A 25,930-nucleotide genomic window follows, 5' to 3' on the forward strand; every position below is an offset into this window, starting at 1 on the left:
CCCGACCGACGCCGAGCTGAGCGTCATCGCCACGGCGAGCACACCGACGTTCACCTTGGACCGTGCCGTCGGGGGCACCCGGGACCGGGCCGTGGTGACCACGGCCCTGCTCGCCGGGCTCCGTCCCGCCGAGCGGCGCGCCCTGTTCGCCCACGAGCGCGCCCACCTCGCGGCCCGCCACCACCGGTTCCTGCTGGTCGTCCGACTGGCCGCCTGCGCCAACCCGTTCCTACGACCTTTGCGTACGGCGGTCTCGTACACGACGGAACGCTGGGCCGACGAGGACGCGGCCCGCACGATCGGCGACCGCCGGACGGTGGCCCGGGCGATCGGCAAGGCGGCACTGGCCTCCGGCGGCACACCGACACCGACGCTGGCGGGGTTCATCGTACGGGAAGGGAAAGGCGCCGTGCGGGCGGCGATGCGTGGCGGGAGGCGCGGGGAGCCCACCGTGACGGGCTCCACGCGCGCCGGTTCTCCCGGGCCCGGGCGAAGGCGCGCCGGCCTCGTTCACCCTGCCTCGCCGCTTGCCGGGTTTGCCCTCCCGGGCCCGGTGCCGCGTCGCGTCGCCGCGCTGCTGGGCCCCGCCCCCGCGACCCGCACCTGGCCGTCCCTGTTCACCTCGGTGGGCGTCGCCGCGTGGACCGCGGCGGCCGGGACGGCGATGTCGGCCATGTCCTCGGCCAACTCCGCGCTGACCCTGGCGCTGGTCCTGCACGCGGCGACGCCCCTGTAGGGGACCGCCCTCGGCTCAGTCCTCCTCGTCGCCCTCGAAGAAGTCACCGACCTCGTCGACGACCTCCGCCGCCACCATCCCGCCGACGACGCCGACCGCCAGCCCGGCCGCACCCGCGGCCACCGCCGTGCCGATGCCCGGCCCGGAGCGATGGCCCCCGACCGCGTGGTGATCGCCGTAGTGGCCCTCCTGGGCGTACGACGCCCGGTGCTCGACCAGCTGCCGGACCCAGCCGTCGACCTCCGCGTTCCAGTCGCGGACGTCGTGGTGGCCCACGCTCACGCGCGTGAGGGCGTCGTGGCCCTCGGAGAACAGGCCGCCGCGCTTGTCCGCCTCCAGGACCACCTCCATACCGGCCGGACCGGCGAGGAAGGTCACCTCGATCTCGTTCACCTGGTGCGCGTACCGCGAGGACGGCGTGATCTCGATCTCCTGGTAGAACGGCAGCACCTGGCCCGTCCCGCCGATCCGCCCGTACTCCAGGTCCGCCGACCGGAACCCGAACCCGAGTTGCCCGAACGCCTCCAGGACCGCCTCCTGGACCGGCAGCGGAGTCACCGTCAGCGGGTCGAGGTCGCCCTTGTCCCGCGCCCCGGCCACCGCCAGCTCGGTCCGCAGCCCCAGCACCACGCCCAGCGGCTGCCCGTACAACTCGGTGATCGGCGTCTCCCACGGCAGCGTCACCGCGAACGGCACGCTCCGCCGCTCGCCCGCCGCGAGCCGGAAGCCGCCCCCGACGGTGAACCGCTCGAAGGCGACGACCCCCTCGCTCTCGCCGTCCTCGTGCTCCGCCTCGACGCGCGCCACCAGCTCCAGACCGATGTGCTCGACGTCGAAGTCGGCGTCGCCGCCCGCCAGGTGGACCTGTCCCGACAGGGTGCCGCCGGGCCGGACCGCGCCCGGGTCGAGCACCGTGTCCACCGTGGGCCCACCCACGCCGAGCGAACCGAGCAGCCGTTTGAACACCATCGCGGCGTCCACTCCCTTCTCCGGTACCTTCTTCTACAAGCACGTAGAAGCATAGGGTGGCGGAGGAGGTGGAACGACGGATTCCGGCCACCTTGCTTTGCCTTTCCTTTACCCTTGAGGGAACGTGCCCCCGACCGACCGGAAGGAGTGACTGACCCGCGATGGGTGAGCCTCCCAGTACCAGCCCCGCCCGCCAGCCGTACGAGGCAGTGGAGCCGGCCCGATGACCGAGATCCTGCTCCTGCTGCTGGCCCTCCTCCTCACCCTGGCCTGCGCGGTGTTCGTCGCGGCCGAGTTCTCGCTGACCACCGTCGAGCGCGGTGAGCTGGAGCGGGCCGCCGAGGCCGGTGAGCGCGGCGCCGAGGGCGCCCTGGCCGCCGTACGCCGGCTGACCCTCCAGCTCTCCGGCGCCCAGCTCGGCATCACCGTCACCTCGCTGGTGATCGGCATGCTCGCCGAACCGTCCCTGGCCGCGCTGCTGAGGGGCCCGCTGGAGGCCGCCGGGCTCGGCGGAGCCGCTCCCACGGTGGCCACCGTGCTGGGCGTGGCCCTGTCCACCGTCGTGCTGATGGTGGTGGGCGAACTGGTCCCGAAGAACTGGGCGATCTCGCGCCCGCTGGCCGTCGCCAAGGTGGTCGCGGGCCCGCAGCGCGGCTTCACGGCCGCGTTCGGCCCGTTCATCGGGCATCTCAACGACACCGCGAACCGTTTCGTACGACGCTTCGGCCTGGAGCCCGCCGAGGAGCTGGCCTCCGCCCGCAGCCCCGAGGAACTGGTCGCGCTCGCCGAGCACTCCGCGGCGGAGGGCGCCCTGGAGGCCGACTCCGCCGAGCTGTTCGTGCGCACCCTGCATCTGGGCGAGCTGACCGCGGAGAACGTCATGACCCCGCGCGTCGACGTCCAGGCCCTGGAGGCGCACGCGACGGCCGCGGACGCGGCGAACCTGTCGTACGCGACGGGCCTGTCCCGCTTCCCGGTCTACCGCGACTCCCTGGACGACGTCGTCGGCACCGTCCACATCAGGGACGTCCTCGCCCTGGAGCCCGCCACGCGCGCGACCACCCCCGTCACGGAGCTGGCCACCGAGCCCCTGCTGGTGCCCTCCTCGCTGACCGCGGACCGGCTCCTTGAGCGGATGCGGGCGCTGCGCACGATGGCCGTCGTCATCGACGAGTACGGCGGCACCGCGGGCGTGGCGACCGTGGAGGACATCGTCGAGGAGGTCGTCGGCGAGGTCCGCGACGAGCACGACCCCGTCGAGGCGCCCGACCTGCAACCCGTCGGAGGCGCCGAGGGCGTGTGGGACGCGGACGGCTCGGTCCGCGTCGACCGGCTCGGCGGGATAGGGCTGACGGCGCCCGAGGGGCCGTACGAAACGGTGGCCGGGCTGGTCGCCAACCGGCTCGCGCGGATCCCCGTCAAGGGCGACGACCTTGAGGTGGACGGCTGGCGCCTCGACGTCCTGGACGTCGACCACCACCGCGCCGACCGGGTGCGCATCACCGCGCCCGCCCGGCCCCTGGTCCGGGCGGAGGAGGCCCGATGACCACCCTGCAACTGATCATCGGTGCGCTGACGCTGCTGACCAACGCCTTCTTCGTGGGCGGTGAGTTCGCCCTGATCTCCGTGCGTCGCGGGCAGATCGAGCCGCGCGCCAAGGAGGGCGACAAGCGGGCCCGGATGACCCTGTGGGGCCTGGAGCACCTCTCCGCGATGATGGCCACCGCACAGCTCGGCATCACCGTCTCCTCGCTGGTGCTCGGCGCGGTCGCCGAACCGGCCATCGCGCACCTGCTGGAGCCCGGCTTCCACGCGGCCCACATCCCCGAAGGGCTGATCCACCCGATCGCCTTCGTGATCGCCCTCTCCGTGGCGACCTATCTGCACATGCTGATCGGCGAAATGGTGCCGAAGAACATCGCGCTCGCGGCGCCCGTGCCGACCGCGCTGCTGCTCGGGCCGCCGCTGGTGGCGCTCACGCGCGCGCTGCGGCCGTTCGTCTTCGGCATCAACGCCTTCGCCAACGCCCTGCTGAAGCTGCTGCGCGTCGAGCCCAAGGACGAGGTGGAGGCCGTCTTCACCGACGACCAGCTCGCCCGCATGGTCCTCGACGCGAGCGAGGCGGGGCTGCTCTCGCCCGCCGACGGCGAGCGGTTGCGGGACGCGCTGGAGCTGGGCACCCGGCCGGTCGGCGAGATCCTCGTCCCGGCGCAGCGGATGCGGACCGTCGACGCGACGGTCACCCCGGCGCGGCTGGAGCGGGTGGCCGCCGAGGCGGGCTACTCCCGCTTCCCGGTCACCGGCACCGAGGGGACCGTCCTCGGCTATCTGCACATCAAGGACACCCTCGGGATCGCGGATCGCGAGCGGCCCTTCCCGCGCGAGGCGCTGCACCCGGTCACCCGGGTCCGCATCGACACCCCGCTGGACGACACGCTCACCGCCCTGCGCGCCGACGGCAGCCATCTGGCCGCGGTCACGGGGGAGACCGGGACGGTCCTCGGGTTCGTGACCATGGAGGACGTCCTGACGGAGCTGGTGGGGCCGACGCCGACGGCCGTCTGACCTCCGGCGGGCGGCCGTCACCCCGGCCTGGTAGATCTGAGAAACAGCCTGGTGGGGGCGGGAACGCCGCTCCCGCCCCAGCCGTTCACACAGCACACGCACAACCGAAGGAGCAAGCCCGTGTCCGCCAGCCCGACGGACCCCCCGGGGCACCGCGCCCCCTCTCGATCGACGCGCCGATGAGCGCCCTGGAAGCCTGGCTCGGCCTGCTCGCCGTCCTCGTCCTCACGGCCGGCACCGGCTACTTCGTCGCCCAGGAGTTCGCCTACGTCTCCGTGGACCGCCTCGCCCTGGCCCGGGACGCCGAGGCGGGGGACAAGAAGGCGGCCCGCGCGCTGACCGTCCTGGAGCGGCTCTCCTTCATGCTCTCCGGTGCCCAGCTCGGCATCACCGTCACCGGCCTGGTCGTCGGCTTCATCGCCGAACCCTCGGTCTCCGCGCTGCTGAAGCCCGTCCTCACCGGCGTCGGGATCCCCGAGGGCGCGGTCGGCGGCATCTCCGTCGTGCTCGCCTTCGTCGGCGCGACCGTCGTCCAGATGGTCCTCGGCGAACTCGCCCCGAAGAACCTCGCGATCGCCGTCCCGGAGCGCCTCGCGAAGGCCCTCGCCCCCTCCACCCTCGGCTACCTCAGGGTCGTCGGCCCGGTCGTGCACATCTTCGACGGCGCGGCCAACAGACTGCTGCGCCGGGTCGGCATCGAACCCGTCGAGGAACTCCACCACGGCGCCACCCTGGAGGAACTCGGCCACCTCATCGGCGAGTCCCACGAACAGGGCGAGCTGCCCAAGGACACCGCCGACCTCCTCGACCACGCCCTGGAGTTCTCCGAGCGCACCCTTGACGAGGTGATGGTGCCCCGTGTGGACGCCGTCTTCGTCCGCAAGGACGCCACCGCCGCCGAGGCCGTCGACCTCATCGCCAAGCACGGCCACTCCACCTACCCCGTCCTCGGCGACCACCCGGACGACGTCCCGGGCGTCCTCGGCGTACGGGAGCTGATGCGGTTGCCCGCCGAGGAGTTGACCCGGACCACCGCGGGCGCCCTCGCCCGCACCCCGCTCCTGCTGCCCGACACCCTCCCGCTGCCGGATGCGGTCGAGCAGATGCGGGAGCGGGACGACGAGTTCGCGGTCGTCCTCGACGAGCACGGCGGGGTCGCCGGGATCGTCACCTACGAGGACATCGCCGAGGAACTGGTCGGCGACATCGCCGACGAGACCGATACCGTCACCGAACTCGCCGTGGCGGACGGCGAGGGCTGGCTGGTCGACGCGGGCCGCCGGCTCGACGAGATCGCCGACGTCACCGGGATCGAGCTGCCCGAGGAGGAGGACTACGACACCGTCGCCGGGCTGATCGTGGACCGACTCGGCCGCTTCCCGGCCATCGGCGACCGCGTCACCGTCGACCTGCTCGACGGCGGGCGCGCGATGCTCGACGTACGGACACTCGACCGGCATGTGCCCGAACGGGTGCGCATCGAGAGGCAGGAGCAGGCATGAGCTTCCCCATGGCGCTCTTCGTCACCGTCCTGCTGCTGATCGGCAGCGGCTTCTTCGTCGCCGCCGAGTTCGCGCTCGTCGCCGCCAAGCGGCACCGCATGGAGAAGGCGGCCGCGGAGGGCCGGCGCGGCGCGAAGGCGGCCCTGGCCGGTATGCGCGAGCTGTCGCTGATGCTCGCCGGTGCCCAACTCGGCATCACGGTCTGCACCTTGGGCCTCGGCTCGGTCTCCAAGCCCGCGATCTCCCACGAACTCGACCCGCTGCTGCACGACCTGGGCCTGCCCAGCGCGCTCAGTTACGGCGTGGCCTTCGTGTTCGCGATGGTCGTCGTGGTCTTCCTGCACATGGTGGTCGGCGAGATGGCCCCCAAGTCCTGGGCGATCGCCCACCCGGAGACCTCCGCAATGCTGCTGTCGCCGCCGTTCCGGGGCGTGGTGAAGGTGGTCCGGCCGCTGATCTCGGTGCTCAACCGGCTCAGCAACGCTCTTGTACGGCTGTGCCGGGTCACTCCGCGCGACGAGCTGGCCTCCGTGCACAACAGGGAGCAACTGACCCATCTGGTCGAGGAGTCCGAGCGGCTCGGCCTGATCAGCGAGGCCGACTCGGAGCTCCTCACCCGCTCGCTCACCGAGCCCGAGACGCCGGTCCGCGAACTCCAGGTCCCGGCCGCGGAGATCACCTCGGTGGACGGCGCGGCGGGGCTGGACGACATCCTGCGCACGGCGACCGAGCACGACCGTACGCGCATGGTCGTGCGCGAGGAGGGCGTGATCCTCGGCTCCCTGCACGCGCGCGACGCGCTCGTCGCCCGCGCCCAGGGCCGCACCGCCACCGCCCGCACCCTCGCCCGCCCGATCCCGGAACTGACCGGAGCCACCACGGTCGCCGACGCGATCGACCTGCTCCGCCGGCACCGGGCGTCCCTGGCGGTCGTACGGGACGAGGAGGGCACGCTCACCGGCCTGGTAACCCTGGACGACCTCCTCACCCGCTACCTCCAGCCGGCCTAGCCGCAGGTGCCGGTGAAGACGCCCACCTGGTCCGCGCTGCTGCTTGCCGTCACGAGGTCCTGGACGCCGTCGGAGGTGAGGTCGGCGGCGGCCGCCTCGTAGGCGCCGGACGACGTCAGGTCGGTGAGCTTCGTCAACTCCCCGCCGGAGGTGCCGAGATAGACGGAGACTGTGCTCCCGTTCGAGGAGGACACCAGGACGTCCGACACGTCGTCGCCGTCGAGGTCGGCCGCGCCCACGGACACCGGGAGCGCCGAAGTCGTGTAGCTCACCGGGTCGTCGAAGGTGCCGTCGCCCTGACCGCCGTACACCTGAAGGGTGTTGGAGCCGTTGCTGACGGTCGCCAGGTCGGTCGCGCCGTCGCCGTCGAAGTCGCCGGAGGCGATCGAGTAGAGCCGGTTGACGCTCGCGTACTCCGTGACGTCCCCGAAGGTGCCGTCGCCGTTGCCGAGGGCCACGCTGACCCCGCCCGCGGTCGCGACGGAGGCGGTGGCGATGTCCAGGGCGCCGTCGCCGTCGAAGTCGGTGAGCACCAGGCCGTGCGGCCGGGTCACCGTCACCCCCTCGGTCTCGACGGTGAACGTCCCGGTGCCGTCCCCGAACAGCAGGCTGACCCCGCCGCCCGACTCCTCGGCCACCGCAAGGTCCAGGTCACTGTCCCCGTCGAGGTCGCCCGGCACCAGGGAGCGGGCGCCCGCGCCGACGGTGTACTGCGTCGCCGTACCGAAGGCGCCCCCGCCGGTGCCGGGCAGCACGCTGACCGTGCCGCCGTCGAAGTCGGCCGTGGCGAGGTCCGGGGTGCCGTCCGCGTCGAAGTCGGCGATCACCGTCTGGTACGGCTTGTCGCCCACCGCGTAGTCGGTGGCCGTGCCGAAGGTGCCGTCGCCGTTGCCCAGCAGCACGGAGAGCGTGTCGGCGTCGTTGTCGGCGGCGACCACGTCCGTGTTCCCGTCGCCGTCGAGGTCCCCGGTCACCACGTGCCGGGGGTTGTCGCCCACGGCGGCGGTGTCCGACGCGGTGAAGGAGAGGGTGCAGGCCGCGGCCGTACCACTGGCCGACGCCATCACCACCACCCCCGCGGCGATCGCTAACGCCCCGGCCGTCCCGACGGCCAGGACCCGGCGGGTCCGGTGATTCCTGTGCTTGCTCATACGGTGGTCCTCCCATAGCGCGGGCAGCCCTCACGGCGCCCTGTCATGGGCACGGGAACTTAGGAGCCGGGGCTGTGACTGACGTGTCACGGGACCGTGGTTTCGCCGTACCCCGCCGTCGGACGGTCGCGCGGCGGGGGCTACCGTCCCGCTGGGGACATTGCGCGGCGTCCCGAACGGGACGGAGGAGGACGATCCGCATGACCGGTGGTGCTCTGGCGGCCGGGCAGCTCGCCGAGCTGACCACGGGCCGGCTGCTGTCCTCCTGGCAACTCGACGTCCCCGCCCTCGTGCTGGTCACCGCCCTGGCGGCGCTCTACGGCTGGGGCGTACGGCGGCTGCGGCGGCGGGGTGAGCGCTGGCCGCTCGCCCGCTCGGCGGCCTTCGTGTTCCTCGGGCTCGGTGCGCTGGTGGTCGCCACGATGTCCGGGCTCGCCGTCTACGACCACGTCCTGTTCTGGCCGGCCGCCGTGCAGAACGTCCTGCTCGACCTGGTGGCACCGCTCGGCCTCGCCCTCGGCGACCCGCTGCGGCTGGCCGTCGAGGCGCTGCCGGGCGGTGCGGGTGGCGCGGGAGGCGCGGCTGGCTGGCTTCGGCGGGCGATGACCGGCCGGGTGGTGCGCGTGCTGACCTTCCCGCTGGTCAGCACGGCGCTGGTGCTCGCCACCGAACTGACCGTGTACTTCACGCCGTACTTCGCCACCGCCCTGCGCGTCGGCTGGCTGCACGAGCTGATGTACCTCCACCTGCTCGCCGCGGGCTGTCTCTTCGTCGTCCCGGTGCTCACCCGGGAGGAGACGCTGCCCGCGTGGTGCACCCACCCGGTGCGGGCGGCGCTGGTCTTCCTCGACGGTATCGTCGACGCCGTCCCGGGGCTCGTCGTGATGACGCACGGCACGCTGATCGCCGGCGCCTGGTATCTGCACCACGCGCCCTCCTGGTCCCCGGATGTCCACCACGACCAGCAGGTCGGCGGCGGTGCGATGCTCGGTATCGCCGAGCTGGTCGCGCTGCCCTTCCTGCTGGTCCTGCTCTTCCAGTGGGGCCGTGCGGAACGGGTTCAGGCGGTGGCGCTGGACCGCCGCTTGGACGCGCAGTTCGCTGCTGCCGCTGCTGCCGCCCCCGCGCCGTCGCCGGTGTCCGCGGACGAGCCGTCCCCTGATCGTGTCCGCCCCTGGTGGGAGACCGAGCGGAACGAGGTGGCCGACCGGATCCGCCGCCAGCACGGCGGGGCCTGAACCCGGCGCCACTTCAGACAGGGCCCGTCCGTTCCGATCTTCCTGGGGCAGTCGAGGACGTGGACCCGCAGGTTGCCCTTGCCCGGTGCCGCCACGCTGAGCGAGCCGTTCGACACGGTCCCCACGCCACCCGTCACGGCGTCCCGGTAAGTGCCGTTGGGGATGCCCGAGTACGTCGCCACGTCGGTGACGGCGACGAGCGCGAAACTGTCCGTGCCGCCCGCGGTGACCGAACCGGTGCGCACCGGTTCGCGGAGTTGAAGGCGGTGCACGTCGAGGACCTGCGGGACATGGTCCGAAGGTGTCGCCTCCGGCGCCGGCTGCTCTGTCATGCCGGCCGGCAGGGCGGGCTTCTACCGCCGCGGCGACGTCACCTGCCTGACACCGGAGGCCGCGCATGGTCGCTCTGGCCTACAGCAAGCACCGGACCATGCCCGAACTGCTCCAGTTCGCCGAACTCTCCCGCCGTATGCCCGGCCCGGGTCCGGACTGAACGTACGGCGGCGGTCAGCCGGCGACAGGCACCCACCCGCTTTCCCGGGCGGGGTCGATGCCGCTGAGCCATACCAGCGTCCCGCCGATCAGGCCCGGCCTGTCCCGCGTGGCGAGGGCGGGGGCCTCGAGCATGTCGGCGGTCTCCTCCAGGTATGTGACCAGCGTGTCGAGTACCTCGGCGGGGGGCTCGTGGTAGCGGGACCAGGAGCCCAGGCAGCCGGTCGCGGTGTCCAGATACAGGCCCGCGGTGCTGTCGGCCGGGCCCAGGGCGACCACCGGGATCCGGGTCGCTCCCCACACGGTGATCCGTTCCTCTTCGGGGCGGTCGGCGTTGCGGGCGTCCTGGTGAGCCTGGGCATCCCTCTTCATCCGGTGGCAGGAAGCCACGGCGTCCAGGTTCATCAGGGCCATGTTGCCGGGGAGGCAGCCCCAGCCGTCAGCCCCGTCGTCACCCGAGGTCAGCATCCACAGGGTGCGCAGCCCGACGGGTATCGGGATGCCGAGGTCCTCTTCCAGAGCGGCGACGGCGGCCGGGGAGGCGCCGGTGCGGAGCGCGGCGTAGGAGTCGGGGGCGTGGGACCTGAGCCAGGAGGCGATGCGATGCCAGGCATCGGCGACCTGTCTCACCACGACCGCGGCGGCAGCGGGGTCGGCGGGGTCCGCGGGCTCCTCCTGCTCGTCGGCGTCCGTGGAGGGATCGGTGGAACTCGCCGTGGCGGGCCCGGCGTTGGGCGCGGCCCGCAGGAACCGGATCTCGACCCGGTCCGGTTCGCGCAGGTAACCCACCGACAGGTCGGGGCAGTTCTCGAACATGTCGCCGTCGACCGTCACGGTGAGGACGCCGGGCAGCTCCGAGGGCCGGCCCATGTCCGGGTCGTCGGCCAACTGGCCTGCCACAGCCTTCAGCGCGTAGGGGACTCCAGCCCCGAGCCGGGCGGCGGTGTCGCGTACGTCCGGCTGGATGTCGACCTTCACGGCCTGCTGCTCCCTGGTGGTCGGACGGAGGGCGACGCTAGAGCCAGTCGCGCCGCTTGAAGATCACGTACAGGCTGACGCAGACCACCCCCATCAGGGCGATCGCGAAAGGGTATCCGAAGCTCCAGCTCAGCTCGGGCATGTGCGTGAAGTTCATGCCGTAGATCGTGCCGACGAGGGTCGGGGCGAACAGGATCGCCGCCCACGACGAGATCCGCTTGATCTCCTCGTTCTGTTCGAAGCCCGCCTGGGCCAACGCGCGCATTTCCGCGTTCTGTTGCTGGGTGACCAGGGTCGCGTTGACCGTGAGGATCTCCGTGAGGGCCTGGCGGAAGCCGTCGACGCGTTCGCTGGTGTGGGTGACGTGGTCGGCCACGTCCCGCAGATAGCGCTGGAGTTCCTCGTCCGTGCCGTACTTGGAGAAGCCGGCCATCAGAGCGTGCAGCATGCCGACCAGGGGACGGGTCGCGCGCTGGAACTCGACCATTTCCCGGGAGAGTTCGTAGATGCGCCGGGACACCTCCGGGTCGCCGCGGAAGACCTCCGTCTCGATCTCGTCGATGTCGTTCTGGACGCCGGCGACGACCGGGGCGTAGCCGTCGACCACCGCGTCGAGGATGGCGTAGAGGACCGCCTCGGGGCCCAGTTTCAGCAGTTCCGGTGTCTGCTCCATGCGGTGGCGGACCGCCGACAGGTCGGGTGCCGCGCCGTGCCGGACCGTGATGACGAAGTCCGGGCCCACGAACACATGCAGCTCGCCGAAGTCGACCTCCTCCGGCGCGTCCAGGTACCGGGCCGCGCGCAGGACGACGAAGAGCGTCTCGCCGTAGCGCTCCAGCTTGGGGCGCTGGTGGGCCTCCATCGCGTCCTCGACGGAGAGCGGGTGCAGGTCGAACTCCTCGGCGAGGGACAGGAGTTCGCTCTCCGTCGGCCGCGCGAGGCCGATCCACGCCATCCCGGACGGCTCCTCGCGCAGTTCCCGGAACGTGTCCGCGAGCGTGGCGGGCGAGGAGACGCGGACGCCGTCGCGGTAGAGGGCCGACTGCACGATGCTCGCCGGTTCCGGCTCGGGCGCCCGCGGATCGACGGGCGGAGGTGCCGGCTGCGAGGGCGTCGGCGGCGAGGTCAGGGCGCGCCGCCACACGGACTTCCTGGGGTTCTTCCCGGTACCTCGCTCGGACATCCTGGCCGCCTCTCGCTCTCGGTCGAGTCGTCGTCGGCGTGATCACGGAGCAGGGTATACGGGGCAAACCGCATCGGGGTGGCGGAGAGCGGCCGGATCCGGTGAGAGTTGCGGACGGAACCTGTCCGCAAGCCCCACTAGCGTGCACCTCATGACGAAGACGGCCCCCGTGCTCGGCCCCCGCGCCCTCAACCGCGCCACCCTCGCCCGCCAGCTCCTGCTGCGCCGCGCCGAACTCCCCGCGAAGGACGCCGTCCGGCACCTGCTCGGGCTCCAGGCCCAGAACGTCAAGCCGCCGTACCTCGCCCTCGCCGCCCGCCTCGACGGCTTCGCCCCCGAGGAGCTGTCCACGCTGATGGCCGACCGCGAGGTCGTCCGGATCGTCACCCTGCGCTCGACCATCCACACCCACACCGCCGACGACTGCCTCACCCTGCGGCCGCTCGTCCAGCCCGCCCGGGACCGTGAACTCACCCAGTTCCGCAAGGGACTTGAAGGCGTCGACCTGGACCGGCTCGCAACGCGCGCCCGTGAACTCGTCGAGGCCGAACCCCGCACCATGAAGCAGCTGCGCGAGGCCCTGCTCGTCGAGTGGCCGGACGCCGATCCGCAGGCCCTCGCGATCGCCGCCCGCTGCCGGCTTCCGCTGGTCCAGGTCACCCCGCGCGGACTGTGGGGCAGGAGCGGCCAGGTCGCGCTCACCACCGCCGAGCACTGGCTGGGCCGCCCCGCCGGGCCCGCCCCCGCACCGGACGACGTCGTCCTGCGCTACCTCGCCGCCTTCGGCCCCGCCTCCGTCAAGGACATGCAGACCTGGGCCGGTCTGACCCGCCTGCGCGATGCCTTCGAACGCCTGCGCCCCCGGCTGCTGACCTTCCGCGACGAGCAGGGCGTCGAGCTCTTCGACCTCCCCGACGCGCCCCGCCCGGACGCCGACACCCCGGCCCCGCCCCGCTTCCTCCCCGAGTTCGACAACCTGCTGCTCTCCCACGCCGACCGCACCCGCGTGGTCCCGCCCGCGTACTGGGGGCGCAGCTGGCAGGGCAACCAGGCGTACTGCACGCTGCTCGTCGACGGCTTCCTGGCGGGTGTGTGGAAGCTGGAGGGGGACGCCCTCGTCGTGGAACCCTTCGGCAGGCTCACCAAGGCGCAGCGCGCGGAGGTCGAGGAGGAGGGGCAGCGGATGCTCGGCACGCTGTACCCCGGGACGTCGTACGACATCCGGTTCGGGACCGTCGTACGAAAGTGACCCCCTAAGGAGAGCTGACGCTCAGTCCGCCCGCCCCGTGACCGCGACCGTCACGCCCAGCCCGATCATCGTGCACCCGCCCGCCCCGCCGATCATCGACAGCCGGCGGTCGGAGCGGGCGAACCAGGTGCGGGCGGCCGACGCGGTCAGGCCCCACAGGGTGTCCGTGACCAGGCCGATCGTGATCGGGACCAGGCCGAGCAGCAGCATCTGGAGCGGTACGTGACCGGCCGCGTGGTCCACGAACTGGGGGAGGACGGCGGCGAAGAAGACGATCCCCTTGGGGTTGGTGACACCGACGAGGGCGCCGTCCAGGACCGTACGGAGATCCCCGCGCCGGGGCCGGTCCGCGGGCGGTTCCGCGATCGCCGACGCCTTCAGCTCGTGCCGGTGCCGGAAGGCCTGCACGCCGAGGAGGACCAGGTATCCCGCGCCCGCCAGCTTCACCGCGAGGTAGATGGCCACCGACCGCTCGACCAGCGAGCCGATCCCGACGGCGACGGCCACGACGAGCAGATAGGAGCCGAAGACGTTGCCGACCGCGGTCGCCACGGCGGTGCGGCGGCCGTGGGCGAGCGCCCGGCCGATGACGAACAGCACGCTGGGACCCGGGACGACGATCACCAGCAGCGACATCGCGGCGAAGGCGAGGACACGGTCCGTGGACACCATGGCAGCCATTGAAGCACGCGACGCGGACATGGATCAGGGGACGTTACGGGCCGCTCGTGGAGGCCCGCAACGTCCCCTGGGTCGTCACCCGGGGTATGCCCGGGAGACCTTCTGGGGCCCTAGGTGTCTAGGAGTTGACCTGTGCGGTCACGAGGCTGGAGAAGGTGGTCAGCCGGGTGTAGACACCCGGGTAACCGGCCTCCGCACAGCCCTCGCCCCAGGAAGTGATCCCTGCCAGGACGCCCCCGATGAGCAGGGGACCGCCGCTGTCGCCCTGGCAGGTGTCAACGCCGCCGGAGGTGTATCCGGCGCAGACCATGTCGCTCGCGATGAAGGACGAGCCGTAGGAGCTCTTGCAGCTGGAGTCGGACACGATCGGGACGGTCGCGGTCCGCAGCTGGTTGGAGGAGCTGCCGTTCTCCGAGGTGGTGCCCCAGCCGAGGATGCGGGCGGTGGTGCCGGCCGCGTACACACTGGTCTGGGACGAGGAGACGTACGACGCCGTGGTGTACGGCATCGAGGTCGACAGGGTCAGGACGGCCACGTCGTCGCCGTTGGTGGCGTCCGTGTAGCTCGGGTTGATCCAGATCTTGCTGACCCGGCTGACCGTGCCGTTGGTGCCGTTGAGGTAGGTGCGGCCGCCGACGACTCTGACGCTGCTGGTGGTCTCGCCGACCATACAGTGGGCCGCCGTCACGACCTTGGTCGCCGAGACCAGGGTGCCGCCGCAGAACTGGTTCTGCGAGGCGTCCGTGATCTGCATCATGAACGGGTACGAGGTCGTCGTGGTCGTCGAGCCGCCGACGATCGGCTGGGGGGCGGCGACAGCGGTGGGGGCGCTGAGCAGGGCCGTGGCTGCGGCGGCAGCGGTCGCCGCGACGACTGCGGCGGTCTTCTTGGCGCGGTTGAGCCCGAACATGAGTCTCCTCAGTGGGGGTTGCCGGTGGGGGTCGCGCGGGTGGGTGTGGGGGGTGCACGGGGGTCGCGGGACCGACCCCCGTATGCCCGGGCGAGCGGCACGTTCATAAGCTAGAACGCGGAAGTTCCCCTTCCCAATGAGGGAAGCCCCTAAGGGAGTTGGGGAGGGAAAACCCTCGGTCGGGTGACGGACCCGACCTGGCCCCTCGGGTACGCCGTCCCGCCCCTCAGGTCCGCCGTCCCGCCGCCAGCCGCACGATGTCCACCCGCGAGCGGATCCCCAGCTTCCGGTACACCCGGGTGAGCGTCGCCTCGACCGTCTTCACGCTGATGAACAGCCGCCCGGCTATCTCCCGGTTGGTGGCGCCCTCCATGACCAGCGCGGCCACCTGACGCTCCATCGACGCCAGCCCCTCCAGTCCGTCGAGCGCGGACGCGGCGGGCGTGATCACCGGCTCGGCCGGACGCGCCAGCGCCGCCGCCTCGACATGGCGCAGCCACGGCAGCGCCCGGCAGCGCCGGAACAGCCGCGCCGCCTCCTCGTACGACGTCGGCCCGGCCCTGCGGGAGCGCAGCTGGGCCAGCGCGAAGGCGGCCCGTGCCTCCTCCAGGCCGTAGCCCAGCTTGGCGAGACGATCCTGCACCGAGGTCAGCCGGTCGAGCGCGGCCTCGTGGTCGCCCCGCGCCGCCCGCACCAGCGCCTCCGCCCGGTCGAGCACGGCGAGCACGCTCTCCCGGCCGAGCCGCAGCGCGTTCGCCCGGGTCACGTCGATGACGTCCTGCGCCTCGCCGGTCTCGCCGATCCGCACCAGGGCCTCGGCGAGGTCGCCCTGCCAGCGGCCGCGCGCCGGGTCGGTGATGCCGAGCCCCTGCTCCAGCTCGCGGACCCGGCGCAGCGAACGGACCGTCCCGGCCGCGTCCCCGGCCACCAGCTGGGCATACCCGAGGGCGGCCAGCGCCCGGGACTCGTACATCTGGTCGCCGTTGTCCTCGGCGTGCTCGACGGCCTCCCGGGCCAGCTCCAGGGCCCGGTCGACATTGCCGCCGGAGGCCTCCGTGAGGGAGGAGAGCACGGCCGAGGCCACCTCGCCGATGCCGGTGTCGCGGGCCATCATCAGCGCCTCGCGGGACAGGTCGAGGGCGCGTCCGCAGTGCCCGGAGCGCAGTTCGGTCTCGGCGACCCCGCGCAGGAAGTGCACCTCGCTCTCCACCGAGCCGCGCCGGCGGACCTCGCGCAGCAGCGCGGTGACCGTCGCGCGGGCCTCGGGCAGCTGGTCGCTCATGATGAGCCAGCGGAAGCGCGAGTAGCCGGCGCCGTTGTGATGGCAGGCCACGCGCGGGTCCTGGGGCTCCTTCAGGGCGCGCTTGATGGTCGCGGGCGCGTCCGGGTGGCCCATCAGGGTCTCGATCTGGGCCTGGAAGGAGAGCGCCATCAGCTCGTTGTAGCGGTCCTGGCCCCGCGCCGCGAGGGCGGCCGAACGCGCCGCCTCGGCGCGGGCCTCGTCGAAGTCGCCCTCCACCAGCAGGGCCCGCCAGGCGAGTTGATAGCGGATCAGGGCGAGCAGCCGCGGGTCGTCGCCCGCGTCGGCGAGCGCCTGCGGGAAGACGGCGTCGACCTCGGTCATGGCGTGGCCCGCCGTGTCGATCACGATGATCCAGGCCCGCACCCGGTCCGCGGGCACGGTGGCCCGGGTCAGCACGTCCCGCGCGATGTCCCGGGCGAGGTCCAGCTCCCCGGCGGTGATCGCGTCCTCGGCCGCCTCCAGACGCCGTACGTCCGGGTCGGGCACGCTGCCGGCCGGGGTGTGCCGGGCCGCGAGCAGCCCGAGCGAGGCGGCGACCGAGGGGGCGCCCCGGTCCCGGGACAGGGCGGCGGCCTCGGCGAGCCGGGCGGCCACCTCCGGGTCGGTGCCGGTGGTCGCGAGGGCCAGATGGCGGGCCCGCTCGATGGGGTCGGAGGCCGCCGTGGACAGCGCCCGGTGCGCGTCCCGCCGGTCCTGCGCGGGCGCCTCCGCGTACAGCGCGGCCGAGATCAGCGGATGCGCGAAGCGTACGGCGGGACCCTCGCCCTCCGTCGCGAGCAGGCCCAGCGCGGCCGCCTGGGCGGTCTCCGCCTCGGCGTTGGTACGGCCCGCCGCGTGCAGCAGGGCCGGGGTGGGACGGGCGCCCGCGCTCGCCACCAGCAGGGTGCGGCGGGCCTCCTCGGAGAGCATCTCCAGGCGGCTGAGCACCAGGGCGCGCAGCGAGGTGGGCACCGGCAGCGGCTCGCCGGGCCGGGGCGGGGTCGGGTTCTCGGTGAGGGCGCGGCCCAGTTCGAGGGCGTAGAACGGATTGCCGCCGCTGGTGCGGTGGATGTCGCGGACGGTGGAGCGCTGGAGGCCGGTGTAGCCGCGGTGTTCGAGGAGCGCGGAGACCTGGACCCGGGTGAGCGGGTTGAAGCGGACCGCGAGACTGTCCGGGGGCAACGCGCGTAGATGACGGTCGTACTCGGGCCCCTCGGTCCGCACCGCGCACAGCATCCGCACCGGGATGTCGCCGAGCCGGCGCGCGGCGAAGCCGAGCAGTTCGGTGCTGGCCGGGTCGAGCCACTGCATGTCGTCGGCGACGACCAGGACAGGGCCCTCGGCGGCGAGCGCGCGCAGCGCCGAGAGCACGGCCAGGCGCAGGGCGAGGCCGTCGCGCTGGAGGGTGGACTCGCCGCGGCCGGTGAGCGCCGACTCCAGCGCGGTGCGCTGGGCGGCGGGCAGCTTGTCGGAGACGTCGTCGAGGACCAGGCCGAAGAGGTCGGCGAGGGCCAGGAAGGGGAGGTGGGATTCCGACTCGGTGGCCGAGCAGCGCAAGACGGTCCGTGCCGCTTCGCCGCTTTGTGCGGTCAGGGCCCTGAGGACGGTCGACTTTCCAATTCCGGCGGGCCCGTGGAGCAGCACGCTGCCGCCGCGGGCGAGCTGCTCACGTGCCTGACCGAACAGGTCGTCCCGGCCGATGACCAGGTCGGGGCGGCATCTCGCAGGCTCCTGGAAGTCGCGTGGCACGGTCACCGCTCCCCTCCCTGTGTCGTGTCCTGGCCAATATTAGGCAAGGGTCTTGGAAATGCGGAGGGAAGAGGTGGTGAGGGAAATAACAAGCCCTCCGGCATAAACAAATTCACAGCGTGTGTACGTGAATGAGACGTGGACGTTACGGGAGCAGTCCAGCCCGGCGCGCCGCGACCACCGCCTCACCCCGCGTCCGGGCGCCGAGCTTCCGCATCGCCGAGCGCAGATACCCCTTCACCGTCTCGGCGCCCACCCCGAGCCGCCGGGCCGCCGCCGCGTTGGTCGCCCCGGCCGCCACACACGCCAGGACGTCCAGCTCACGCGGTGCCAGAGCGCCCCGGTCCCGGGGCGGGCACTCCGGTGTGAGCAGGGCGCAGGCCTCCAGCAGCTCGGTGCGCAGGGCCGGGTCGGCGATCCGCGGGGCCAGCGCCCGCAGCGCCGCGTGCACCTCCCGGACCTGCTCCCACGCCTGCCTTTCGGGCCGCGGCTCGGGCCGGGCGGCGGCCATGAGGTCGTGCGCCTCGTCCGCGACGACCAGCGCCTGCTCCACGTCCCGGGCCGCGTCCACGGCCGCCGTCAGCGTGCGGTCGCCCAGCGGCTGTACGTCGCGCAGGGCGCCGTAGAGCACGCCCCGCACCCGCCGCCGTACGACGACCGGCACGGCGAGCACCGAGCGCAGCCCCTCTACGGCGACCGGGGCGTCGTACTCGTGGCTGATCTGCCGGGAGACGGAGTAGTCGGTCACCGCGCACGGACGGCCGAGCGCGACCGCCTTGCCGCCCAGGCCGTTGCCCGAGGTCACCGCGAGGGCCCGCAGCGACTGGGTGGCCGTGCCGTCGAGCTCGCTGATCCGGATCCGCGGCCGCCCGGCCTCGACCAGCCCGCCGAAGGCCACGGGCAGCCCGGTCGTACGGCGCAGCCGCGCCAGCGCGCGCCGGATCTCCACGGACCCGGCCGTATCCACCGCCATGCACCCGTCCCTTCGCCCCGGGGACACACCCCCGTTCGGGGGTAGTGAGACCCGCATCACGGATTAGACGATGGCAGAGAGCCGCCCGGCAATGGTGCCGGTACCGAGGAGGACGAGAAGAGATGACGACGGAGGACTTCCGCGGGGCCCGCGACTTCCTGCTGGAGCACCGCGAGGACTACGCCACGGCGTACGAGGGCTTCACCTGGCCCCGCCCGCACCACTTCAACTGGGCGCTCGACTGGTTCGACGTCATCGCGGCCGGCAACGACCGCACCGCCCTGCACATCGTCGAGGAGGACGGCAGCGAGGTCCGGCTCTCCTTCGCCGAGCTGGCCGAGCGCTCCGACAAGGTCGCCAACCTGCTGCGCGAGCGCGGGGTCGAGGCCGAGGACCGCATCCTCGTCATGCTCGGCAACCAGGCCGAGCTGTGGGAGACCGCCCTCGCCGCGATGAAGCTACGGGCCGTCGTCATCCCGGCGACCCCGCTGCTCGGCCCCGCCGACCTGCGGGACCGGGTGGAGCGCGGCCGGGTCAAGCATGTGCTCGTACGCGCCGAGGACACCGCCAAGTTCGACGACGTGCCCGGCGACTACACGCGCCTCGCGGTCGGCGGAGTGCCCGAGGGCTGGCAGCCGTACGAGGACGCGTACGCCGCCTCCGCGCAGTTCCTGCCCGACGGTCCTACCCTCGCCGACGACCCGCTGATGCTCTACTTCACCTCCGGGACGACCGCCCGCCCCAAGCTGGTCGAGCACACCCACACCTCGTACCCGATCGGGCATCTGGCCACCATGTACTGGATCGGCCTCAAGCCCGGCGACGTGCACCTCAACATCTCCTCGCCCGGCTGGGCCAAGCACGCCTGGTCGAACCTCTTCGCCCCCTGGAACGCCGAGGCGACCGTCTTCCTCCACAACTACACGCGCTTCGACGCGACCCGGCTGATGGCGGAGATGGACCGCGCGGGGGTGACGACCTTCTGCGCCCCGCCGACCGTGTGGCGCATGCTCATCCAGGCCGACCTCACCCAGCTGCGCACCCCGCCGCGCGAGGTGGTCGCGGCCGGCGAGCCCCTCAACCCCGAGGTCATCGAGCAGGTCCGGCGGGCCTGGGGCGTCACCATCCGGGACGGCTTCGGGCAGACGGAGACGGCGGTCCAGGTCTCCAACAGCCCCGGCCAGCCGCTGAAGACGGGGTCCATGGGGCGGCCGAGCCCGGGCTATCGGGTGGAGCTGCTGGATCCGATCTCGGGGGCGCCCGGTGCGGCGGAGGGGGAGATCGCGCTCGACCTGTCGGCCCGCCCGGTCGGCCTGATGACCGGCTACCACGGCGATCCGGACCGTACGGCGGAGGCGATGGCCGCAGGCTACTACCGGACCGGGGACATCGGCTCGCGCGACGCCGACGGGTACATCACGTATGTGGGCCGCGCCGACGACGTGTTCAAGGCGAGCGACTACAAGATCAGCCCCTTCGAGCTGGAGAGCGCGCTCCTTGAGCACGAGGCGGTGGCCGAGGCGGCCGTCGTGCCCGCGCCGGACGAGCTGCGGCTCGCGGTCCCGAAGGCGTACGTCGTCCTCGCGGCGGGCTGGGAGCCGGGACCCGACACGGCGAAGGTGCTCTTCGAGCACTCCCGGGAGGCGCTCGCGCCGTACAAGCGGATCCGGCGGCTGGAGTTCGGGCCGCTGCCGAAGACGGTCTCCGGGAAGATCCGGCGGATCGAGCTGCGGGAGGCGACGGCGGCGGGGTCGCAGGCGGAGTACCGCGAGGAGGACTTCCGGTGAACTCGTACAGTCATGGCGTGAGCGCGACCGCGCTCCTCGGCGACACGATCGGCGCCAACCTCGACCGGGCGGTGGCCACTTGGCCCGACCGTGAGGCGCTGGTCGACGTCCCCTCCGGTCGCCGCTGGACCTACGCCCAATTCGGCGCCGACGTCGACCGGTTGGCGTCCGCGCTGCTGGCCTCCGGTGTCCTCAAGGGCGACCGCGTCGGCATCTGGGCGGTCAACTGCCCCGAGTGGACGCTGGTCCAGTACGCCACCGCCCGCATCGGCGCGATCATGGTGAACATCAACCCGGCGTACCGCACGCACGAGGTCGAGTACGTGCTGAAGCAGGCCGGGATCTCCCTGCTCTTCGCCTCCCTCGGCCACAAGAGCAGCGACTACCGGGCGATGGTCGACGAAGTGCGGGGCAGGTGCCCGGAGTTGCGCGAGACCGTGTACTTCGCGGACCCGAGCTGGGACACGCTGCTCCAACGGGCAGTCCCCGACGGGGTGTTCCCCGAGCTTTCCTGCGACGACCCGATCAACATCCAGTACACCTCGGGCACCACGGGCTTCCCGAAGGGCGCCACGCTCTCCCACCACAACATCCTCAACAACGGTTACTTCGTGGGGGAGTCGATCGCCTACGGCGAGCAGGACCGGATCTGCATCCCGGTGCCCTTCTACCACTGCTTCGGCATGGTGATGGGCAACCTCGCGGCGACCTCGCACGGCGCCTGCATGGTCATCCCGGCCCCCTCCTTCGAACCGGCGGCGACCCTGCGCGCGGTCCAGCAGGAGCGGTGCACCTCGCTCTACGGCGTCCCCACCATGTTCATCGCGGAGCTGAACCTCCCCGACTTCGCCTCGTACGACCTCTCCTCGCTGCGCACCGGCATCATGGCGGGCTCGCCCTGCCCGGTCGAGGTGATGAAGCGGGTGGTCGCCGAGATGCACATGGAGGAGGTCTCCATCTGCTACGGCATGACAGAGACCTCCCCGGTCTCCCTGCAGACCCGCATCGAGGACGACCTGGAACACCGCACGGCGACGGTCGGCCGCGTCCTGCCGCACATCGAGGTGAAGGTCGTCGACCCGGCGACCGGGATCACCCAACCGCGCGGTACGGCAGGGGAGTTGTGCACCCGCGGCTACAGCGTGATGCTCGGCTACTGGAACGAGCCCGAGAAGACCGCGGAGGCCGTCGACGCCGGGCGCTGGATGCACACCGGCGATCTCGCCATGATGCGGGAGGACGGGTACGTCGAGATCGTCGGCCGCATCAAGGACATGATCATCCGGGGCGGCGAGAACATCTACCCGCGCGAGATCGAGGAGTTCTCTACGGCCACCCGAAGATCGCGGACGTCCAGGTGGTCGGCGTCCCCGACGAGCGGTACGGCGAGGAGGTGCTGGCCTGCGTCATCCCGCGCGACCCGGCCGCACCGCCCACCCTGGAGGACGTCCGCGCCTTCTGCGAGGGCCGGCTCGCCCACTACAAGATCCCCAGCCGGCTGCGGATCCTGGAGTCCTTCCCGATGACGGTGTCGGGGAAGGTGCGCAAGGTGGAGCTGCGGGAGACGTACGCCGACGGTTAGGCGGCCGGGCCCCGGTCGCGGCGCATGCAGACGCGGGGCCACTGGTCGAGGCCGAGATCCTTCTCGTGGGCGCGGATCGCGCGCAGGCCCGGGGTGAGTTCGGCGTCGGACAGGGGGCGGAAGCCGAGGCGGGCGTAGTACGGCGCGTTCCAGGGGACCTCGGTGAACGTGGTCAGGGTGAGGGCGGGCAGGCCCTGTTCGCGGGCGTGGGTGTCGGCGTGGGCGAGGAGCGCGCGGCCGATGCGGCGGTGCGCGAAGTCCGGGTGGACCGAGATCTGCTCGATGTGCAGGGCGCCGTCGACGGGCTCGCAGATCACGTACGCGACCGGCCGGTCCGAGCCCGCGCAGGCCACCCACGCCCGGCCCGCGCGGCGGTAGCGATCCAGAGTTTCGACGCTCGGCGCCTCGTGCTCGTCGACCTCCGCCATGCCGATGTCCCGGAAGGCGGCGCCCGCGGCCGTCTCGATGTCCCTCAGGACGGGCAGCTCGGCGGGCGTGACCGGACGGATGCGCATGCGGCCAGTCTGAGGCGGCGCGCGGGCCCGTGCCAGCCAATATCCGCCCCGCGTCTCACGCCCCGGTCGCGTCCATCTCGTCGGCCAGGCTGTTCACCGGCTGCGGGGTGCCCGTCAGGTCCAGGACGAACAGGGGGACGCCCAGGGAGTCCGCGCCGGTGCGGGCCTCGCCCGTGTAGCCGGCGAGCGAGAAGTAGACGCAGTGGGCGGACTCCGTCATCGCCGTCAGCCACAGGCACTCCACGTCCCGCAGCGAGGCGGGCCGCACGGTCGGGTCCACCTGGGCCAGCAGCCCGCGCGCGGCGAGGCCGATGCCGGACGGCGGCCGCTGGTCGGCGCGCCGGATCTCCTCGTAGCCGAGCCAGCGCAGATACAGCGCGGCGACGGTGACCGCGTCCCGTGCCGTACGGATCGTGATCGGCTGGAAGGCGCGGCGCGCACCGGCGGAGACGGCCGGCTCGGACTCCGGCCCGGGCGCGGACGTGGCGCCCCCGGTCACCGGGATGCGCAGGAGCGTCCCGCAGACACAGCCCAGCTCCGGCTGCGGCCACTCGGTGCGGCTGCCGCAGACCCCGCAGACGACGGCGACCCAGGCCTCGTCCCACACCTGGTGCGTGACGGCCGTCGGCTCGCTCCGCCGGTCCAGCGGCGGGGAGACCGGGGCCCCGCACTCGCACGGATACGAGGGGGCCGCGTAGAGGTGCTCGCGCCGGCAGACCGGGCAGCGCACCGACACGCTCTCGGACATGGCCACATCGTCCTCCAGGACATGCCCGGTTGTCCGCCCCTTGACGGTCTTCACCCGCCCACCTACATTGCTTCCATATAGCAGAAACTATATTCCACATGGTGGAAACAGTGCGGAAGTGCTCGCGGCGGGGCGCGACGGGAGTACGGATCCGACGGCAATCCGACGGCAGGAGTACTCGATGGCTCGTATGACCGCTGCCCGCGCGGCAGTTGAGATCCTCAAGCGCGAGGGCGTCGTGGACGCGTTCGGTGTCCCGGGCGCGGCGATCAACCCCTTCTACGCGGCGCTCAAGGCCTCCGGAGGCATCCACCACACCCTCGCCCGCCATGTCGAGGGCGCCTCGCACATGGCCGAGGGCTACACGCGCACGCACCCGGGCAACATCGGTGTCTGCATCGGTACCTCGGGCCCGGCCGGCACCGACATGATCACCGGTCTGTACTCCGCGCTCGGCGACTCGATCCCGATCCTGTGCATCACGGGCCAGGCCCCGACCGCCGTGATCCACAAGGAGGACTTCCAGGCCGTCGACATCGCGGCCATCGCGAAGCCGGTGACGAAGATGGCGGTCACCGTCCTGGAGGCGGCCCAGGTGCCGGGCGTCTTCCAGCAGGCCTTCCACCTCATGCGCTCCGGGCGTCCAGGCCCGGCCCTGATCGACCTGCCGGTCGACGTCCAGCTCACCGAGATCGAGTTCGACCCGGAGACCTATGAGCCCCTCCCGGTCTACAAGCCGGCCGCGAGCCGCGCACAGATCGAGAAGGCGATCGGGATGCTGAACGCCTCCGAGCGCCCGCTGATCGTCGCCGGCGGCGGGGTCATCGGCGCCGACGCCTGCGAACTCCTCGTCGAGTTCGCCGAGTTGACCGGCACCCCGGTGATCCCGACCCTGATGGGCTGGGGCGCGATCCCCGACGACCACGAGCTGAACGCCGGCATGGTGGGCCTGCAGACCTCGCACCGCTACGGCAACGCCACCTTCCTGGAGTCCGACTTCGTGCTCGGCATCGGCAACCGCTGGGCCAACCGGCACACCGGGCGCGTGGACGTCTACACGGCGGGCCGGACGTTCGTCCACGTCGACGTCGAGCCGACCCAGATCGGCAGGATCTTCGCCCCGGACTACGGGATCGCGTCGGACGCGAAGGCCGCGCTGTCGTTGTTCGTCGAGGTGGCAAGGGAGTTGAGGGCGGCGGGCCGGCTGCCGGACCGCTCGGCGTGGGCGGCGTCCGCACAGGAGAGGAAGGCGACCCTCCAGCGCCGTACGCACTTCGACGACATCCCGATCAAGCCGCAGCGTGTCTACGAGGAGATGAACAAGGCCTTCGGACCGGAGACCCGGTATGTCTCCACGATCGGCCTCTCCCAGATCGCCGGCGCCCAGATGCTGCACGTCTTCCGGCCCCGGCACTGGATCAACTGCGGCCAGGCGGGCCCGCTCGGCTGGACGGTCCCGGCGGCGCTGGGCGTGGCCAAGGCGGACCCCCAGGCGCAGGTGGTCGCCCTCTCCGGCGACTACGACTTCCAGTTCATGATCGAGGAGCTGGCCGTCGGGGCGCAGCACCGGATTCCGTACGTCCATGTCCTGGTCAACAACGCCTACCTGGGCCTGATCCGCCAGGCGCAGCGGGCCTTCGACATCGACTTCCAGGTGAAGCTGGAGTTCGAGAACGTCAACTCCCCGGAGCTGGGCGTCTACGGCGTCGACCACGTCAAGGTGGCCGAGGGGCTCGGCTGCAAGGCGATCCGGGTGACCGACCCGGCGGAACTCGGCGCGGCCTTCGAGCAGGCGAAGAAGCTCGCGCAGGAGTACCGGGTGCCGGTGGTCGTCGAGGCGATCCTGGAGCGGGTCACCAACATCTCGATGTCGACCACCAACGACATAGGAAACGTCGTGGAGTTCGAGGAGGTCGCGACGGAGCCGGGACACGCGCCGACGTCGATCAGGCCGCTGAAGGTCTGACGCGCGGGCCCGATAGAGACGGGCATGAGCGAGGGGCGGTCCGACCGATCCGGTCGGGCCGCCCCTTTGTACGCCGGCTCCCCCGAAGCCGGTCCCCCGTTCCCCCGTGCCGGGCCCGCCGCCCCCGTGCCGGCGGGCCCTCTCAGACGAGAATGTGCCCGCGGCAGGGTCCAGTTGAAGCCCCCTGACCGATGTTCAGAGGTTGATTTGAGGATTCCCTAGGGGAGCTACGCCCGGTGCCGTACGCCGGCTCCGTGACCGTGACCCTCGGACAGCCCCGGCCAGTCGTCGGGACCACCGCCCTGCCACTCCACGATGTCCTCGTCCTCGACCTCGACCCGGTCCAGGTCGGCGAGCCTCAGCAACTCGACGACATCGTCCAGATGCGAGGCGACCCCGAGCTTCTCGTCGTCCACGGTGACCCTCCGGGAACCGTCCAGGGCCGGTGCGTGCACCACGACATGCGGTGGGTGGATGGGATGCGTCATGACTCCAGCGTCCTGCGGGGGAGCGGCGTGCGCATCCCCGGGCGCCGCGAGGCTTCGGGGCAACGCGAAGCGCTCCCCGCACCGGGATGCGGGGAGCGCTGCCGAGGGTGCCGGGACCGCGGCGGCGGCGACGGAACCGGGGGCTCTCCTCCCTCTGGTCGGGACGAGAGGCCGGG

20 protein-coding genes and 2 pseudogenes are annotated in these 25,930 nt (G+C 72.3%); 10 read left to right on the forward strand and 12 right to left on the reverse strand.

All coding sequences use genetic code 11. The features are described 5' to 3' along the window. A partial coding sequence (locus ABZ896_RS25300; RefSeq protein WP_360933326.1) for a M56 family metallopeptidase occupies positions 1-736 on the forward strand: 736 nt, incomplete at its 5' end. 15 nt (positions 737-751) lie between these two features. Here the strand turns inward: ABZ896_RS25300 and ABZ896_RS25305 are convergent. Further along, positions 752-1,705 carry a sporulation protein gene (locus ABZ896_RS25305; RefSeq protein WP_360933329.1) on the reverse strand — a complete coding sequence of 318 codons (954 nt, stop codon included), beginning with the start codon at positions 1,703-1,705 and terminating at the stop codon, positions 752-754. A gap of 223 nt (positions 1,706-1,928) precedes the next feature. On the opposite strand from ABZ896_RS25305, the gene ABZ896_RS25310 reads away from it, so the two are divergent. The 4 genes from ABZ896_RS25310 to ABZ896_RS25325 all read left to right on the forward strand — a co-directional run bounded on the left by ABZ896_RS25310 (position 1,929) and on the right by ABZ896_RS25325 (position 6,782). Continuing rightward, the gene (locus ABZ896_RS25310) at positions 1,929-3,251 is read left to right on the forward strand and encodes a hemolysin family protein (protein ID WP_360933332.1); all 1,323 of its coding nucleotides are present in this window, start codon (positions 1,929-1,931) and stop codon (positions 3,249-3,251) included. After that, positions 3,248-4,270: a hemolysin family protein gene (locus ABZ896_RS25315; protein ID WP_360933335.1), complete on the forward strand. Its 1,023-nt coding sequence runs from the start codon at positions 3,248-3,250 to the stop codon at positions 4,268-4,270. The genes ABZ896_RS25310 and ABZ896_RS25315 overlap by 4 nt, the downstream gene beginning before the upstream one ends. A 179-nt stretch (positions 4,271-4,449) precedes the next feature. Further along, positions 4,450-5,772, forward strand: a complete 1,323-nt coding sequence (locus ABZ896_RS25320; RefSeq protein ID WP_360933338.1) for a hemolysin family protein — start codon at positions 4,450-4,452, stop codon at positions 5,770-5,772. Further along, on the forward strand, positions 5,769-6,782 hold the full coding sequence (locus ABZ896_RS25325; protein WP_360933341.1) for a hemolysin family protein: 1,014 nt from the start codon (positions 5,769-5,771) through the stop codon (positions 6,780-6,782). The genes ABZ896_RS25320 and ABZ896_RS25325 overlap by 4 nt, the downstream gene beginning before the upstream one ends. Here the strand turns inward: ABZ896_RS25325 and ABZ896_RS25330 are convergent. Next, positions 6,779-7,933, reverse strand: coding sequence for a VCBS repeat-containing protein (locus ABZ896_RS25330; RefSeq protein ID WP_360933344.1), 1,155 nt, complete (start codon positions 7,931-7,933; stop codon positions 6,779-6,781). The genes ABZ896_RS25325 and ABZ896_RS25330 overlap by 4 nt on opposite strands. A 200-nt stretch (positions 7,934-8,133) precedes the next feature. Here ABZ896_RS25330 and ABZ896_RS25335 point away from each other — a divergent pair, with 200 nt between their 5' ends. After that, on the forward strand, positions 8,134-9,171 hold the full coding sequence (locus ABZ896_RS25335; RefSeq protein ID WP_360933347.1) for a cytochrome c oxidase assembly protein: 1,038 nt from the start codon (positions 8,134-8,136) through the stop codon (positions 9,169-9,171). A gap of 11 nt (positions 9,172-9,182) precedes the next feature. On the opposite strand, the pseudogene ABZ896_RS25340 reads toward ABZ896_RS25335, so the two are convergent. The 3 genes and pseudogenes from ABZ896_RS25340 to ABZ896_RS25350 all read right to left on the reverse strand — a co-directional run. Continuing rightward, positions 9,183-9,398: pseudogene (locus tag ABZ896_RS25340) on the reverse strand (hypothetical protein); the annotation flags it as partial. A gap of 280 nt (positions 9,399-9,678) precedes the next feature. Further along, on the reverse strand, positions 9,679-10,641 hold the full coding sequence (locus tag ABZ896_RS25345; protein ID WP_360933350.1) for a hypothetical protein: 963 nt from the start codon (positions 10,639-10,641) through the stop codon (positions 9,679-9,681). Positions 10,642-10,678: 37 nt separating this feature from the next. After that, positions 10,679-11,824: a magnesium and cobalt transport protein CorA gene (locus ABZ896_RS25350; protein ID WP_360933353.1), complete on the reverse strand. Its 1,146-nt coding sequence runs from the start codon at positions 11,822-11,824 to the stop codon at positions 10,679-10,681. A gap of 151 nt (positions 11,825-11,975) precedes the next feature. Between ABZ896_RS25350 and ABZ896_RS25355 the strand changes: the two genes are divergently transcribed. Then, a complete protein-coding gene (locus ABZ896_RS25355) occupies positions 11,976-13,073 on the forward strand; it encodes a winged helix DNA-binding domain-containing protein (protein WP_360933355.1) in 1,098 nt (365 codons plus the stop codon). 21 nt (positions 13,074-13,094) lie between these two features. Here ABZ896_RS25355 and ABZ896_RS25360 read toward each other — a convergent pair whose 3' ends face one another. From ABZ896_RS25360 to ABZ896_RS25375, 4 genes are all read right to left on the reverse strand, one after another. Further along, a complete protein-coding gene (locus ABZ896_RS25360; protein WP_360933358.1) occupies positions 13,095-13,745 on the reverse strand; it encodes a LysE family translocator in 651 nt (216 codons plus the stop codon). A 127-nt stretch (positions 13,746-13,872) separates the two neighbouring features. Further along, positions 13,873-14,664 (reverse strand): serine protease, encoded by a 792-nt coding sequence (locus tag ABZ896_RS25365; RefSeq protein ID WP_360933361.1) that lies wholly within the window; start codon positions 14,662-14,664, stop codon positions 13,873-13,875. Between the two features lie 226 nt (positions 14,665-14,890). Continuing rightward, positions 14,891-17,701 carry an AAA family ATPase gene (locus ABZ896_RS25370; protein WP_360933364.1) on the reverse strand — a complete coding sequence of 937 codons (2,811 nt, stop codon included), beginning with the start codon at positions 17,699-17,701 and terminating at the stop codon, positions 14,891-14,893. Between the two features lie 139 nt (positions 17,702-17,840). Continuing rightward, positions 17,841-18,668 (reverse strand): LuxR C-terminal-related transcriptional regulator, encoded by an 828-nt coding sequence (locus ABZ896_RS25375; protein WP_360933367.1) that lies wholly within the window; start codon positions 18,666-18,668, stop codon positions 17,841-17,843. A 122-nt stretch (positions 18,669-18,790) separates the two neighbouring features. Here ABZ896_RS25375 and ABZ896_RS25380 point away from each other — a divergent pair, with 122 nt between their 5' ends. Together ABZ896_RS25380 and ABZ896_RS25385 are read left to right on the forward strand one after the other, a co-directional pair. Continuing rightward, complete coding sequence (locus ABZ896_RS25380) at positions 18,791-20,455, forward strand: AMP-binding protein (protein WP_360933370.1); 1,665 nt, start codon at positions 18,791-18,793, stop codon at positions 20,453-20,455. Next, positions 20,452-22,037: pseudogene (locus ABZ896_RS25385) on the forward strand (AMP-binding protein). Before ABZ896_RS25380 ends, ABZ896_RS25385 begins: the two are co-directional and overlap by 4 nt. Here ABZ896_RS25385 and ABZ896_RS25390 read toward each other — a convergent pair. After that, on the reverse strand, positions 22,034-22,552 hold the full coding sequence (locus ABZ896_RS25390) for a GNAT family N-acetyltransferase (RefSeq protein WP_360933373.1): 519 nt from the start codon (positions 22,550-22,552) through the stop codon (positions 22,034-22,036). The pseudogene ABZ896_RS25385 and the gene ABZ896_RS25390 sit on opposite strands and share 4 nt — an antisense overlap. A gap of 55 nt (positions 22,553-22,607) precedes the next feature. Beyond that, positions 22,608-23,300: a hypothetical protein gene (locus ABZ896_RS25395; RefSeq protein WP_360933376.1), complete on the reverse strand. Its 693-nt coding sequence runs from the start codon at positions 23,298-23,300 to the stop codon at positions 22,608-22,610. A 181-nt stretch (positions 23,301-23,481) separates the two neighbouring features. Between ABZ896_RS25395 and gcl the strand changes: the two genes are divergently transcribed. After that, on the forward strand, positions 23,482-25,266 hold the full coding sequence (gene gcl, locus ABZ896_RS25400) for a glyoxylate carboligase (protein ID WP_360933379.1): 1,785 nt from the start codon (positions 23,482-23,484) through the stop codon (positions 25,264-25,266). Between the two features lie 227 nt (positions 25,267-25,493). On the opposite strand, the gene ABZ896_RS25405 is transcribed toward gcl, so the two are convergent. After that, entirely contained in the window at positions 25,494-25,754 is a 261-nt protein-coding gene (locus ABZ896_RS25405; RefSeq protein ID WP_360933382.1) for a hypothetical protein, read from the reverse strand. Positions 25,755-25,930 lie beyond the last annotated feature (176 nt).

This window comes from Streptomyces sp. NPDC047072 (assembly GCF_040643855.1).
Taxonomy (GTDB): Bacteria; Actinomycetota; Actinomycetes; order Streptomycetales; family Streptomycetaceae; genus Streptomyces.